Source organism: Actinomadura sp. DC4, assembly GCF_030406325.1.
GTDB lineage: Bacteria > Actinomycetota > Actinomycetes > Streptosporangiales > Streptosporangiaceae > Actinoallomurus.
The window spans coordinates 31,450-44,843 of the sequence record NZ_JAUEQY010000049.1; the positions used below are offsets into that span (position 1 = coordinate 31,450).

Annotated in this window: 11 protein-coding genes; 4 read left to right on the top strand and 7 right to left on the bottom strand. The window is 69.6% G+C overall.

The window, feature by feature from the left end:
* Positions 1 to 475: 475 nt before the first annotated feature.
* The 5 genes from QWU11_RS44400 to QWU11_RS44420 all read right to left on the bottom strand — a co-directional run bounded on the left by QWU11_RS44400 (position 476) and on the right by QWU11_RS44420 (position 7,173).
* The gene (locus QWU11_RS44400; protein ID WP_290120628.1) at positions 476 to 799 is read right to left on the bottom strand and encodes a hypothetical protein; all 324 of its coding nucleotides are present in this window, start codon (positions 797 to 799) and stop codon (positions 476 to 478) included.
* A 544-nt stretch (positions 800 to 1,343) separates the two neighbouring features.
* The gene (locus QWU11_RS44405) at positions 1,344 to 2,972 is read right to left on the bottom strand and encodes an IS701 family transposase (RefSeq protein ID WP_290120629.1); all 1,629 of its coding nucleotides are present in this window, start codon (positions 2,970 to 2,972) and stop codon (positions 1,344 to 1,346) included.
* A gap of 87 nt (positions 2,973 to 3,059) precedes the next feature.
* Positions 3,060 to 3,749 (bottom strand): alpha/beta hydrolase, encoded by a 690-nt coding sequence (locus QWU11_RS44410; RefSeq protein WP_290120630.1) that lies wholly within the window; start codon positions 3,747 to 3,749, stop codon positions 3,060 to 3,062.
* Between the two features lie 95 nt (positions 3,750 to 3,844).
* Positions 3,845 to 6,754 carry a LuxR family transcriptional regulator gene (locus tag QWU11_RS44415; protein ID WP_290120631.1) on the bottom strand — a complete coding sequence of 970 codons (2,910 nt, stop codon included), beginning with the start codon at positions 6,752 to 6,754 and terminating at the stop codon, positions 3,845 to 3,847.
* Positions 6,755 to 7,017: 263 nt separating this feature from the next.
* A complete protein-coding gene (locus tag QWU11_RS44420) occupies positions 7,018 to 7,173 on the bottom strand; it encodes a hypothetical protein (protein ID WP_290120632.1) in 156 nt (51 codons plus the stop codon).
* Between QWU11_RS44420 and QWU11_RS44425 the strand changes: the two genes are divergently transcribed.
* Entirely contained in the window at positions 7,172 to 8,047 is an 876-nt protein-coding gene (locus QWU11_RS44425) for an alpha/beta fold hydrolase (RefSeq protein ID WP_290120633.1), read from the top strand. The genes QWU11_RS44420 and QWU11_RS44425 overlap by 2 nt on opposite strands.
* Positions 8,048 to 8,148: 101 nt before the next feature.
* Complete coding sequence (locus QWU11_RS44430; RefSeq protein ID WP_290120634.1) at positions 8,149 to 9,048, top strand: SAM-dependent methyltransferase; 900 nt, start codon at positions 8,149 to 8,151, stop codon at positions 9,046 to 9,048.
* Here QWU11_RS44430 and QWU11_RS44435 read toward each other — a convergent pair.
* On the bottom strand, positions 9,045 to 10,115 hold the full coding sequence (locus tag QWU11_RS44435; protein WP_290120635.1) for a cytochrome P450: 1,071 nt from the start codon (positions 10,113 to 10,115) through the stop codon (positions 9,045 to 9,047). The genes QWU11_RS44430 and QWU11_RS44435 overlap by 4 nt on opposite strands.
* A 411-nt stretch (positions 10,116 to 10,526) precedes the next feature.
* On the opposite strand from QWU11_RS44435, the gene QWU11_RS44440 reads away from it, so the two are divergent.
* Both QWU11_RS44440 and QWU11_RS44445 read left to right on the top strand, forming a co-directional pair.
* Positions 10,527 to 11,243: a class I SAM-dependent methyltransferase gene (locus QWU11_RS44440; protein ID WP_290120636.1), complete on the top strand. Its 717-nt coding sequence runs from the start codon at positions 10,527 to 10,529 to the stop codon at positions 11,241 to 11,243.
* Positions 11,240 to 12,175, top strand: coding sequence for a hypothetical protein (locus QWU11_RS44445; protein ID WP_290120637.1), 936 nt, complete (start codon positions 11,240 to 11,242; stop codon positions 12,173 to 12,175). Before QWU11_RS44440 ends, QWU11_RS44445 begins: the two co-directional genes overlap by 4 nt.
* Positions 12,176 to 12,423: 248 nt before the next feature.
* Here QWU11_RS44445 and QWU11_RS44450 read toward each other — a convergent pair whose 3' ends face one another.
* Positions 12,424 to 13,359 (bottom strand): alpha/beta hydrolase, encoded by a 936-nt coding sequence (locus tag QWU11_RS44450; protein WP_290120638.1) that lies wholly within the window; start codon positions 13,357 to 13,359, stop codon positions 12,424 to 12,426.
* Between the last annotated feature and the right edge of the window lie 35 nt (positions 13,360 to 13,394).

Here is a 13,394-nt window from a genome sequence, read left to right on the forward strand (position 1 = left end):
CGCGCTCCGGCTACGCCGGTGGGGGAGCGCACGACGACGTCAGCGACAGGGGGACACGGCCTCCGGCCCGCACGATGGTCCAGAGCGCCCCGACGCCAAGCGCGCGAAGACCGGCTCCGGAGGAGCCGGTCGCGGACAGGGCCGTACGGAATCCCGGTGATCCTCCCGCGGGAGACGCCGGGTCCGGGAGTCCGAGCCGTGGCCGACCTGCCAGGCCCCGGCGGGCGTCTTCTCCGTGACGGCTCCGGCCGTACGGGGTGGGCGGGAGCCCTTGTGTGCGATGCCGGGCGGGTCCGCATCGCCGCCGACACCGTAGGCTCGATGCCATTTACCATTCGAACTCAACGGGCCGGGGCCGGCAACGGAGTTTGGCTGCGGAACCGTGCCGGTCCCCGACCGTTCATTTCGTGATGACGCCTTTCACCGACCGTTACCGCTCACTGCGATTAATGAGGCGATAGGGCGGCGATGCCTATTACCAGGTCGTGACCCATTCGGAGCCGCCGGAACCCTCGGTGCCGATACCGATCCCCGAGGAGCTCCCGTTGTACCATTCGGTCGCGAGGTATCCGCCCCACTCGTTGTAGACGTTGATCGGCTCCCACGAGTTGCCTCCCAGCTCCTGGTACCAGCACTGGCCGGGCGAGACCACGGTACTCGAATAGTCACTCCGGTTCGGGAACGTGATGTAGCTGGCGTAGTCTCCCTGCGCGCAGATCTGCACGTGCCCGTTGGGGATCGCGGACGCGTACGCCGGCGCCATCGCACCGGCGATCAGCGCGGCGGACGTTACGCCCACAGCACCCGCCAGCGCAGCGATACGCTTCGTCTTCTTCGTGATTCCCACAACGCCTCCTGTTGTGTTGACTACTTTCCTGACAATAGACGGCGAATTGAGTTATACGCCGCTACTTGATATACGACCCCAGTCCTTCTAAGGGTTCATTACGGTTAATAGCGGACTGGCTGAGCTCGGGGCACGAGGCCAGCGGACAAGGCGCGGCAGATCAGATCGCCCGCGCGGCAGCGGCGACCATTCGCGCGCCGAGGCACCCGCCACCGACGGGTCGGCCGTCCGCCGCAGCCTGGGGGAGCTCGCGGCCCGGTTTCCGGACACCAGAGCCTGTCCGGTGGATCACGCGGTGAGCCACCTCAGTGCGGAGACCAGAGCGATCGCCGCCCGTAACGGCGGGTGAGTTCGTGGCGCGGTCGTTGACGTCGCCCGCCGGCCGAACGGTCATCGCTCAGCTGGAGCGGATGCAGGGCCCCACGGACCCGGTCGCCGAGCCCGCCCGGGGTTCTGGCGCCGGTGGAGCGTGACCGGCGCGACCCCGGCCGCCGCGTCAGGTCTGCCAGGAGACCGAGGGCCTCGGCGCGGGCGAGGCGAGCGCGGCCTGCGCCTTCGGAGCGCGGACGGCGGTGGCGTCCAGGCGCGCGTAGGCGAGCATCGCGAGGGTGACGTTGCGATGCCAGACGTCGTAGCGGAGTCCCTGGTGCCGGCCCAGGCCGGCCTCGCTCTTGGCCGCGGCGAAGCAGTCCTCGATGGCCGAGCGCGTCCCGGCGACGCGTACCAGCTCCGCCAAGGTCGTGCCGGCCGGTCCAGAGCACAGGTAGTAGACGAGCTCGGGACCGGACTCCGCGGTCTCATCGCGGGAGAGGACGGAACGACGGACCAGCAGCCACCGGGCGAAGGCCTCACCGGCTCCGGCGTCGTCGGGGTGGGGCGGCAAGGTGGCGATGGCCCAGTCGTACGGCCGCGATCCCCCCGCGCCCTCGTCCGTGGACAGGCGCTTCCATGCCTGCTCCGGGGCGTCCGCTGTGATCTCGTCGGGCCGCAGGCCGTTGCCGTCCCCGCCGCCCAGCGGCTGGTTCCTCGGCACGGCGACCACATAACCCAGGTGGCGTTGTTCCAGGTAGCGGCGGAATTTGTGGCCCTGGCCGTAGGTCTCGTCGGCGGTCACCCACCGGGCCGTCATCCCGCCGGCCAACGCGCGGCCGATCATCGCCTGGGCCAGCGCCGGTTTGGTGGCGAACTCCACGTTCGCGGGGATGCCGGCCTGCTCGCACCGCGCCCGGTCATCGGTCCAGGACTTGGGCATGTACAACTCCGCGTCGATCAACGCCTGGCCACGCGCGCTCGCGTACGCCAGAAACACCCCCCGTCCGGCCGTCCCGGCGTGCTGCCCCTGGAAACCGGCCGGGCGGGTGCCGTTCTTGAGGGATCCGGTCTCATCCACCACCAGAACGCCGCCGGTGTCGCCGAACCGTTCGGCCACGGACCCGCGCAGATTCTCCCGCAGCAGCCGCGGATCCCAGTCGCCGCCGTTCAGCAACCGCTGCGTCGTGTCGGGCCGCGGGTCCCCGGCGGCCTCCGCCGGCTTCTGGCCGTCCTGCTGATCGACCGGTTCCAGCGACTCCACCAGTTGCTCTTCGAGGTGGAGACGCAGGTTGCGCAGGGCGTGGTGGACCCGGGACTTCACGGTTCCGACGGGTACGCCGAGCACCTTGGCGGCCTGTGCCGCCGTACGGTCGGCGAAGTAGACCTCCTGCAACACGGCGCGCTGGGCCGGCGGGAGGCGTTCGAGGGCGCACCTGACGAACATCGAGTCCACCACGTTGGCGGAGTGGTCGGGCAGGGTCCGGGCGGGAGCCTCGGCGACGAGGACCTCGGGCGGCCGTGCCCGGCGTGCCCGGAGTTTGTCCACGGCGACGTTGTGCGCGACGCGTTTCAGCCAGGCGGAGATGGAGCCGCGCTCGGGCGCGAGCCGGTCGGCGTTCCGCCAGGCCCGCACCATGGTCTCCTGGACGACGTCTTCGGCCTGGTGCGGATCGGACAGCATCTTCGTGACGTACGCGAGGAGCACCGGGCGGTACTGGACGTAGAGCGAGCTGACGACGTGGCTCGGGTCCGGCTCGGCCGAGCACGCGGGGTCCGCCGGGGATACGTCACGTTCGAGAACTTGACTGTACATTTCACGGCGCTCTTTCCATTCCGGTCTTTCGTGACGTCATGGGGGCGTGCCGGCGGTACCCGTCGCCCGGATGCCGCCAGCGGGGGGTCAGCGGGTCGCCGCGGCGGCCTGCCTGATCAGATCGGCGACCGCCTGCGGCTGGGACAGGTAGACGGAGTGGCTGGCGTGTGTCTCGGCCACGGTGGCGCCGGCGCGTTCGGCCATGGCGTGCTGCGCGGGCGGGGGGATCATCCGGTCGTCGGTGGCGACCAGGTACCAGCTGTGCTTCTGGCGCCAGGCGGGTTCGCTGACCGCGCCGGCGAGGGCGTCCATGCCCCAGGGGACCTGCGAGTCGGCCATGAACTCCGCCTCCGGCAGCGGCAGGTCACCGGCGAAGGAGGCGGGGAACTTCTCGCGGTCGAGATAGAGGAAGCCGTCCTGGGGCGGCAGGATCGGGGGTACCGGTGCCCCGGGCGGCGGGTCGGCGATGAGCGTGTTCACCGACTCGCCCTTGTCCGGGGCGAAGGCGGCGACGTAGACCAGTGCCGCGACGGCGGGATGGGTGCCGGCCTCGCTGATGACCGCTCCGCCGTAGGAGTGCCCGACCAGCACAGTGGGACCGTCCTGGCGCTGCAGGACGCGGCGGGTGACCGCGGCGTCGTCCTCGAGGGACAGCGTCGGATTCTGCACGATGCTGACGTTGAAGCCGTCCTGGCGTAGCAGCTGGTAGACCCTCTGCCAGCCGGAGCCGTCGACGAAACCGCCGTGCACGAGGACGACGTTGCGCGCCGTGGTCATCGCTTTCTCCAGTTCGATCGATGGGTGGAACTGGATACGACGTTAGAAGCGAGGGCCGGTGGCTGGCGTCTGTCGAATGACTGGTCGCCGACTGGTCAACCCGGCGGGGTGGTGCCGGTGTCGGGCAGGTCGGCGAGCGCGTCGCGCAGTGCGGCGCGGGAGGTGATGCCGAGCTTGGGGAAGATCTGGTACAGGTGGTAGCCGACGGTGCGCGAGGACAGGAACAGCCGCTCGCCGATCTGCTTGTTCGACAGGCCCGCGGCCGCCAGCTGGGCGATCTGGCGCTGCTGCCCGGTGAGGTCCGCGCTGTTCGTGGCGGCGGGCTTCTCGCGCTGGACGCCGGTGGCACGCAGCTCGCGCGCGGCCCGTGTCGCCCATGGACGGGCACCGAGGTGTTCGAAGGCGTCCGCGGCGGCGCTGAGATGGACGCGGGCGTCGGAGGGGGACTTGGTGCGCCGGAGTCGTTCGCCGTAGGCCAGGCGGACGCGCGCCAGGTCGAAGGGCCACCGATCGGCGTCCGGTGTGCGCAGTGCCTGTTCGAACAGGTCCCGGTGGTCACCGTCGGCCGCCGCCAGGGCGGCGGCGCCGGCGACGGTGAGAGCGAGGCGGGGCGACAGCTCGCCGAGGCGCGCTCGCCGCGCGGCCGCGACGTGGGCGGCGGCCTCGTCAGGCCGGCCGGACCGTGCCGCCGCCTCCACCAGCTCCATGATCAGCCACAGGGCGTTGGGAACGTGCGAGGCAAGTTCCCCGGCGGGGCTGACGGCGACGGCGCACCGGTACGCCTCGTCGAAGTCGTCCTCGGACAGGGCGGCCAGGGTTTTGACGTGCCACGCGTACGCGGACACGAGGCCGGCCCGGCGGGGTGCCGCCCACCGGCTCATCTCCTCGGTCAGGGACCGGCTCGTGGCATGATCGCCGCAGGCGGTGGCGACCAGGGCTCGCGTGAACTGGCCGACCCACTGCAGCAGCGAGTAGTTGTGGGTCTTGCACAGGGCGATGCCCTCGTCCGTCAGCACCTGGACGTCGTCCCACCGTCCGGCGAAGTAGGCGTCGTTGCCGAGCAGGAACAGCGCTTCGATGGCGGACGTCACCGCGCCGCCCTCACGGCCGTGGCGTACCGCGCGCCACAGCGGCTCGCGGCAGTCGCCGACGCGGTCGAGGTAACTGCCGGCGATGGCGGTGCGCACGATGCGCGCCGGGCTCGTCTCCGTGTGCAATCGGCCGATCAGGGCGTCCAGCTGACCGAGCACGGGCCGGGCGCGCCGGGCCGGGTCACTGAAGGTGTTGGCCAGGATCGACAGAAGGTGCGGCGTCTGCGGCCGCAGCCGGTCGACGGCGGTGTGGAACGCCGGCCACAGCTCCGTACGTCCGCCGAAGAACGCCACCATGAGCAGGGTGTAGAGGCCCTCGATCAGCGGCTTGTTGTGGGCGTCGCCAGGCTCCGGCAGTGCCTCGATGGCGCCGACGAGCAGGCGGTGTGCGTTGTCGATGTCGCCGGTCTCGTTCAGCAGATGGTACGCGCCGGCGACGGCTCCGGCGAGCGAGCCCCCGTGTTGTGGATCGGCGCGGCGCGCCGCGTCCATCAGAGTCGGCACCTCGCGCAGATCGCCGGTGACGATGGCGCCCAGATAGGCGGCCTCCGCCAGGCGGCTGGAGCGGTCGGTGCCGGCCGGGCTGATGTCGGCCGCCCTGAGCAACTCGGTGATGGCGCTCAGCGAGTCGCCGCGGAACAGGTTCGTGTGGGCGACCTCCTGCAGGAGAGCGGCCACCTCCTCGTCCGGCCCGGTGCACGCCTCCGCGAGGTGCCAGGCCCGCCGGGCCGGTTCGTCCGCGCGCCGCTCGGCGAGGATCTGGTGGGCGCGCCGGCGCTCCTCGTCGGTGGCGAGCTCCACGACGGCCGACCGGATCAGCGGGTGACGGAACGACACCCGGGCGGCGGCGCCGTCAAGGGCGATGACGTGGGCTCGATCGGCCGCCACCAGGTCGCCCGCCTCCGATCCCTGCTCGCCGTACCGCAGGACGTACAGGTCACCGGTCCCGTCCAGGACGGCGAGCAGGAGCGCGTGGCGGGTACGCGTCGGCAGGCCGCGGATACGCGCGGCGAACATCGTCTGGAGACGGCGCGTCAGCGGCAGCGTGCCGGTGACCGTCCGGTCGGCGGGCTGTGAGGTCAACGCGATCGGCAGCTCCAGCAGGGCCAGAGGGTTGCCTTGGGCATCGTCCAGCAGCCGGCGTCGCGCACGGAGGCTGAGTGCCGGGTATCGGTTGTCGAGGAGAGCTTCTGACGAGGCGTCGGACAGCGGCCGGAGGTCCTGTACGCGGATGCCGGAGTGGTCTAAGAAACCGTCCTCGCCGGTGCGTTCGGTGGCGAGGAATCCCACGTTCGTGCCGGACGTCCTGCGCGCGACGAATGCCAGCACCAGGCGACTCACCTGGTCCAGCCATGGCAGGTCGTCGACGACGATCAGGATCGGCGTGGTGCGGGCGGCCAGCGTGAGCAGTTCCAGCGCCGCGTGGGAGATCGTCATCCGATCCGGGGCCACGCCCTTGTGCAGTCCGAGGGCACTGCGCAGCGCCGTACGCTGCACGTCGTCCAACTGGTCGAGGTGGCTGCCCAGCAGCGGGAACAGCAACTGGTGCAGGCCGGCGAAGCTCACGTTCGCCTCGAACTGCGCACCGGCCGCGCGCAACAGCTGCAACCCGGCCGAGACGGCGTAGGCGCCGGCCGCGTCGACCAGCGCGGACTTGCCGACGCCGGCGTCACCGCAGATCACCATCGCGCCACCCTGAGCCGCGGCCTGGTCGACGAACGCGCGCACCGCCGCGACGTCCTCGTCCCGCCCCACCAACCGCACCGTTTCGCCGGGCTGGGCGGATGCCGTCGTACGCGGCGGTACGCCCGTCGCGGGGGCATCGTTCGCGGACCGGGGGCCCTCGGGCCGGATCACCTCGCCGCCGCCGGCGTCCTTGATCTCGGCCACGTCGTCCGCCCGGTCACCACGCATGTCCGTCATAGTCGTCTTTAGCGGGCGAATCGTCTACGTCATCGGGCAGTCCATCCGGCACGTGTCGTACCGGCCTCCCGGCCTGAACCGATGGCGGACCGGCCAAGGCAAGCAGGCGGCCTCGCCTGACCGCGTCGATCGACCGGCATATCGGCCGGGTCCAGTCAAATGACAGATGCCGCCGGCCCGGCGGGCGGCGCTAAGTTTCACCCCGGAATCGCGAGGCCGGTCCGATGACCGGTACACGCGGTCGCAGGCGACGCTCAGGAGGCACGGCAGATGTTATCCAAGTCCTTCACGACCATTGCCTCGGCGTTTTTCGTGCTGACCGCCGTATCGGCGCCCGCACGGGCGGACAGTGCCGTCACCTGCACGGACGTCAGTACGCCGATCTCGGTGCCAGGTGTGCCGAACGGCATGATCTTCGGACGTTACTGCCGCAGCGCGCGGCCGACCAGCAAGGCCCTGCAGATCCTGGTCCCCGGAATCACCTATACGCATTCCTATTTCGACTTCCCCGGGTTCGAAGGCCGGTACTCCTACACCAGGTTCATGAACGACCGCGGCTATGACACCCTGGCCATCGACCGCCTGGGAATGGGACGGTCGACCCGGCCGCCCGGCGGCGTGCTGGTGAACGCCTTCTCCAACGCGGACGCTCTGCGTCAGGTCGTCGGCGCGGTGCGGTCGAACGGGCTCGAGGGCCGGAGCTACGACAGGATCGTTCTCACCGGGCACTCCTACGGCACCTTCGTTTCGGATCTGACTGCGGCCACCTATCACGATGTCGACGGCGTGATCGGAACCGGCTGGTTCCAGCAGCCGACCGCGCTGGGAGTCGCCGGCATCGTCGCGATCCTGTGGCCCGCGGCGATCGACGCCCGGTTCTTCGGCACGATCGCCGACCCCACCTATGTCACGACCCGGCCGGGCACCCGGGGGTTCTTCTACCGCAGGGCTGACACGGATCCGGCGGTGATCGCCGCCGACGAGGCGACCAAGGACACCGCTTCCCTGTCCGAGACGACCTATCTCCTTCCGGAGGCGGCAGGTCTCACCACCCGCATCGGTGTCCCGACTCTGAGGGTCATCGGGCAGTACGACAACGTGATCTGCAACCCGCTTCCCTGCACCCGGAACGGGCTGGCCCGGCTCGCGCCGGCACTGTTCCCCGCCGGGGCCGAGGTTCACGTCCAACCCGGCGCCGGGCACGACGTGGCGCTCGAACTGAACAACGTCGATGGGTTCAGGGCTGAGCTCGCCTGGCTGGAGAGCCGGTTCCCGACCGGCTGAAAAGGTTCACCCGCGTCGGCGTTTTCTCCCTCAAGCCCGGGACCGTTTCAGCAGCCGTTTACCACTATGTACTGGTTTATGGCTACGAGAGGAATGCCACGATGGTCGGTGAGATACCGCCAGGAGTCGGATGGACGGCACTTCTGACGGCGTACAGCCGCGCTCAGGAGTCACGGGAGGCCGGACGTCTGTTCGAAGATCCCCTCGCGGCGGCGTTCGTCGCGGCGGTGCACGGCGCCGAGGCCGGCGGGAGGCCGGACCTTCCCCGGCTCGGCCCCGCGAAGGATGACGGCTCATCCGTGTTCTGGAACGGTTTCCGTTTCTTCTTGACCCACCGCACGCCCTTCTATGACCGTCGTACGTTGGCCGCGGTCAGGGACGGCTGCGCGCAGGTGGTCTTTCTCGGAGCGGGGCTGGACAGCCGCGCGTTCCGGCTCGGAATGCTCGAGGACATCACGGCCTTCGAGGTCGATCAGGCTCCCGTGCACGCGTTCAAACAAGAGGTTCTCGATCGGCACGGGGCCGTTCCTACGTGCGTCCGGGTACCGGTGGTCGCTGACATCACGAAAGGCCTGTCGCAACCCCTGCTGTCCGCCGGTTTCGATCCCGCCGTACCGACGGCGTGGGTGGCCGAAGGACTGCTGATGTACTTCTCCCGCGACGAGGCGGACGGGCTTCTCGACGAGATCACCGCCCTGTCCGCGCCCGGAAGCCGGATCGTCGGCGAGTACTTCAGTTGCCGCTGGGAGAACGCTGACATCGAGTACGAGACGCTCGAGACCCAGGACCGGGCCGCGTGGGACCTGCTGCTGCGGGAGCTCCGCTACGGCCCGGTCGCCGATCGGCCCGGTGAGTGGCTCTCGTCGCACGGTTGGGCGCAACAGGAGGTCACCACGCTCGCCGAGGTCGGGAGGCGAACCGGCCGGCCTGTCCCCAGCGAATTCGCCCGGCTCGGCGCGACACGGCTGTGGCTTTTCGTCGGCGGCCTGCCGGCGGGCTAAGGGAAGACGACCGGGAGGGTGGTGAGACCGCGGGTGATCGGACCGCTCCTCCACTCGGGCCGGTAGCCGTCGGCGATGCGGTATTCCGGCGCCAGGGCGAGAAGCTCTTCGGCGACGATGCGCATCTCCAGCCGGGCGAGGTGTTCGCCGATGCAGCGGTGGATGCCGGAGCCGAACGCCACGTGCGGGTTGCGGTCCCGGGGGCAGACGAACTCCTCGGGCCGGTCGAACACGGCCGGGTCGTGGTTGGCGGAGCCGAACACGAGCAGCGTACGTTCCCCGTCTTCCAGTGTCCGTCCGCCCAGCTCCGCGCCCCCGCGTACGGTGCGAGACAGGGCGACCACCGGAGCCTCCAGGCGCAGGCTTTCGTCGATCATGCTCGGGATGAGCGCCGGGTCGGCGATCAGCCGATCCCTGAGGCCGTCCACGGTGGCCACGTGGTAGATCATCGTGCTGATGCTGTGAACGGTGGTCTCATGCCCCGCCATGACCAGCAGTAAGATCATGCCGAGTCGCTCCTCGAGGGTGAGCGGTCGCCCGTCGATCCGGCCTGTGCCGATCACACTGATGACGGCCTCCTCGTCGCACCCGCGGTCGAGGTGGCCGGAGATGTAGGCCGCGAACTCCTCCGTCAACCGCTGGTTCTCCGCGCGGTCGCCCGCGGCCGCCGTCATGAGGATCCGGGCCGTCCACTCCACGAACCTCGTCCCGTCCTCGGGCGGCAGCCCGAGAATCACGGCGATCGCGATCGGCGCCAGGTAGCGGGACAGCGCGGGAACGACGTCGGCGCTGCCCTGCTCGACCAGTTCGGCGAGGCGGTCCCGTACCAGCCGGCGCAGAAGGGGTTCGTAGCGCGCCGCGCCCCGCCGGGTGAACTGCCGCTGGATGATCCTGCGGTAGGCGGTGTGCTCGGGCGGGTCGAAGGCGATCGGCGGCGACAGGATGCCATGGGCTCTGGGGATCGAGACGCCATCGGCGCTGCTGTAGGTCTTGGGATCGCCGGCCGCCTCCTTGACGGCCTCGTGAGTCAGCGCCGCCCAGAACCCTCCGTGCCTGTCGCTGTGCACGACCGGACAGCCTTCCCGGACCTCCGCGAGCACCTCGTGCATACGCGGCGCCAGCCACGGATCGAGGTGATCGAATTCCCATTCACCAGATATTGCAGCCATGCGCCGGGCCTATCACGGTGTATGCGATGGTTCAAGGCGGCATTTGTAAGATCCGGCCTTTTGTAAAATGGTTCATCGAAACCCGGGCCGAATTCGGCCATCTCGCCCGGCCGTGGTCTTGTCCAAAAGAAGCCTTGACTTCTGTCTGTGTTTGATGTTCCCTGTCCTTAAAAGCAGGAACGGACGTCCAGAAAGCGCCTTCCTTGCGGTGTCGTTTAGGCGGTGCGGCTTATGCCTTCTTATGTGTTCGCCAGTAATGACGACCGTGAGCGCCACCGTCTGCGGTGTCTGGCGCGTCTGCTCGACCCCATGCACCGTAGGGCACTGGAGGCTCTGGAAATCGATTCCAGGTGGCATGCCCTCGAACTCGGCGCGGGGCTGGGCACCATGTCCGCCTGGCTCGCCCATCGAACCGGACCGGCGGGTCACGTGCTGGCCACCGACCTGAACACCAGGTTCCTGTCCCAGGTGAGCCACCCGGACAACATGACCGTCGAGCGGCTCGACGCGGTGCACGATCCGCTGCCGGAGTCGGCGTTCGACCTGATCACCGTCCGTGCCCTGCTCCATCACCTGCCCGAATGGCGGCAGGTGGTGAAGAAGTGCGGCCACGCCCTGAAACCCGGCGGCACGCTGGTGGTGGTCGAGCCCGACGCGACCAGCGGCATGCTCAACGTCGTACCACCGCACCAGCGCTTCTGGTCGGCGTGGTGCCGATGGGGCCGCCGCGAAGGCATCGACTTCCGGCTCGGCCACAAGCTGCCGGGCGCGATGCACGCCGCCGGCCTCGACGTCGCCGACACCGTGATGGAAGTACCCTTCTACCACGGTGGATCCGCGTGGGCGGAGTTCTACTCACAGACCGTCGACGCGGCCGGCCCGCGGTTGGGCGACGCGATCGACCCCGGCCTCGTCGCCGCGTTCCACGAAGCGTCGGCCGACCCGGACGCGTTGATGTGCTCACTCGGCTGGATCGCGGTGTCCGGACGACGCGCGCCCGGCGCGTGTAAGGGAGGCGCTCCATGAGACCCGCGAAGGTCACCATCGTCGGCGGCTACGGGGGTGTCGGATCGGCTCTCGCCTACACCCTGCTGACCTCGGCCGATCCCTGCGGCGTGGTGCTGCTCGGGCGTCGCAGCCAGTACGTCACCTGCCAGCTGATGGATCTGGACGGGATAACGCCGTTCAGGCGCACGACGGTACGGAGCGGCGACATCGACGACTTCGCGGACAGCGACGTGGTGGTGATCACCGCGTCAGTTCCCTTCGGATCCCCGGCCTCGCGCCGGGAGTTCCTGCCGCGCAACATCGAGATCCTGCGCCCGTACTTCCGCGCGCTCGCCGAACTGCCCGCGGACTGGCCCGGCCACGTCATCGTCGTGACCAATCCCGTCGACCCCCTGACCACCTGGCTGGGCCACTCCGCGCGGATCGACCGGCACCGTCTCCTGGGCTACTCCTGGAACGACAGCCTCCGCCTGCGAATCGCCGTCGGGCAGGTGCTCGGCGCACCCGCCTCCGAGGTCGTCGGCTGGGTGATCGGCGAGCACGGCGACGGGTGCGTTCCGCTGTTCGACCGCATTCGCGTCGGAGGGGCGCCCGTGCGGCTGTCTCCGGAGCAGGAGCGGACCGTACGCGCCGAGACCATGAGCTGGTACGCCCGCTGGGTGGCGCTCGGCGTCTCCCGTACGACCGCGTGGACCACGGCGACCGGCCTGGCAGGCATGGTTCACGGCCTCGCCTCGCGTACACCGTCGGACTGGTGCGCCGCGGTGCCGCTTCACGGCGAATACGACATCGACGGCGTCGCCATCGGTGTACCGATCACCATCGGCGCGGACCCCGTGTCACAGGTCCATGAATGGCGGCTGGCGCAGCATGACGGATATGCGCTACACCATGCCGCGGACGTGATACGCCGGCACGCGTACCAGTGCGACGACGTGCTCGCCGTCTGAGCCGATCGACAGGGGTCCGGAGAACTGTTCTCGCGCGCACACCCGTATGAGTGGTGAGGGACGGAATTTAATGCGTGACCGTCCCCTATTCAACCACGCGGAGACGAAACCAGGCGCGGAACTCCGGCACGGAGAGGTGGTTCAGTGTCAATTTCGAGCTTCGACGTCAACGGGGGCGCGTTCATGAGGTGGCCCGCCACATGAACGGCCGCGGACGGCACGGAGCGCCGTCCGCGGCCGTTTCGGCGTCAGCCGAGGGAGGCGAGCCAGCGAAGGATGACTCCGTAACCGGTGCGGGCGTTCCGGTGGAGGTTGATGTTGTGACCGGTGGCCGGGACGACCTCGAAGGTGAAGTGTGCGGGAGCCTTCTCCTTCACCCGGTTGACGGCCTGATAGGTGTCGATCTCGGTCTCGTGGTCGAACATCATCACGTCGTTCTCTCCGACCACGGCGAGCACGGGCACGTCGATGAGTCTCCACGCGTCGGCGGCGGTGCCCATGTCGGACAGTTCACCCAGCGTCATGACGCCCTTGATCTTCTCGTCCAGGTCGATGATCCGCGGGTCGGCGCCTTCGGGCACGTAGAACGTGGGGATCCGGGCCTCCGGCCTGGGCGTGAGGTACGCGTCGTCGACGAGGCCGCGCAGGTGGGCCACTGCCGGGTCGCCCGCGACGTCGTGGAACAGGATGGCGGCGCGGGGGTCGTCGTCCTGGGCGCCGGAGTCGATGCCCACATGGCCGGTGAAGACCACGGCGTCGACATCCCGGTGCCGGCCGGCCTCCGCGCCGGCCACGCCCGAGCCGAACGAGTGACCCACCAGGACGACGCGGTCGAAGGCGATGCCGGCCAGGCGGCCGTCGCGGGCCGCGGTGACGATCTGGTGCAGGGCGTCGGCCTGCGCGTACGAGGTGTTGAGGCGGCCCGGCGGCCTGGAGCTGGCGCCCGATCCGACCCGGTCGATGGCCAGGGTGGCGTGGCCCGTACGGCGGCAGTGCTCGACGTAGGAGTAGGTGTCACGGTCCAGCGGCCAGTCCCAGTACCGGTGGTCGTAGCCGGCACCGTGCAGGAGGATCTGGAGTTCGCCGCGGACGGCGTGCTCGGGGACGGTGAGCCATCCGGCCACCGACCATTCGTCGCCTTGAGGAGAGGTGCAGCCGATGCGCACCTCGGTCCGATCGATCATGGACTGTGCCCCCTTGGGGAGAGCGGCGGAACGTT

Bases quoted from the DNA above. Each gene is read 5' to 3' on its own strand.
- QWU11_RS44405 (WP_290120629.1), bottom strand. From the start codon at position 2,972: ATGTACAGTCAAGTTCTCGAACGTGACGTATCCCCGGCGGACCCCGCG.
- QWU11_RS44410 (WP_290120630.1), bottom strand. From the start codon at position 3,749: ATGACCACGGCGCGCAACGTCGTCCTCGTGCACGGCGGTTTCGTCGAC.
- QWU11_RS44450 (WP_290120638.1), bottom strand. From the start codon at position 13,359: ATGATCGATCGGACCGAGGTGCGCATCGGCTGCACCTCTCCTCAAGGC.
- QWU11_RS44425 (WP_290120633.1), top strand. From the start codon at position 7,172: ATGATCTTCGGACGTTACTGCCGCAGCGCGCGGCCGACCAGCAAGGCC.
- QWU11_RS44415 (WP_290120631.1), bottom strand. From the start codon at position 6,754: ATGCGTGGTGACCGGGCGGACGACGTGGCCGAGATCAAGGACGCCGGC.
- QWU11_RS44440 (WP_290120636.1), top strand. From the start codon at position 10,527: ATGCACCGTAGGGCACTGGAGGCTCTGGAAATCGATTCCAGGTGGCAT.
- QWU11_RS44420 (WP_290120632.1), bottom strand. From the start codon at position 7,173: ATGCCGTTCGGCACACCTGGCACCGAGATCGGCGTACTGACGTCCGTG.
- QWU11_RS44430 (WP_290120634.1), top strand. From the start codon at position 8,149: ATGGTCGGTGAGATACCGCCAGGAGTCGGATGGACGGCACTTCTGACG.
- QWU11_RS44445 (WP_290120637.1), top strand. From the start codon at position 11,240: ATGAGACCCGCGAAGGTCACCATCGTCGGCGGCTACGGGGGTGTCGGA.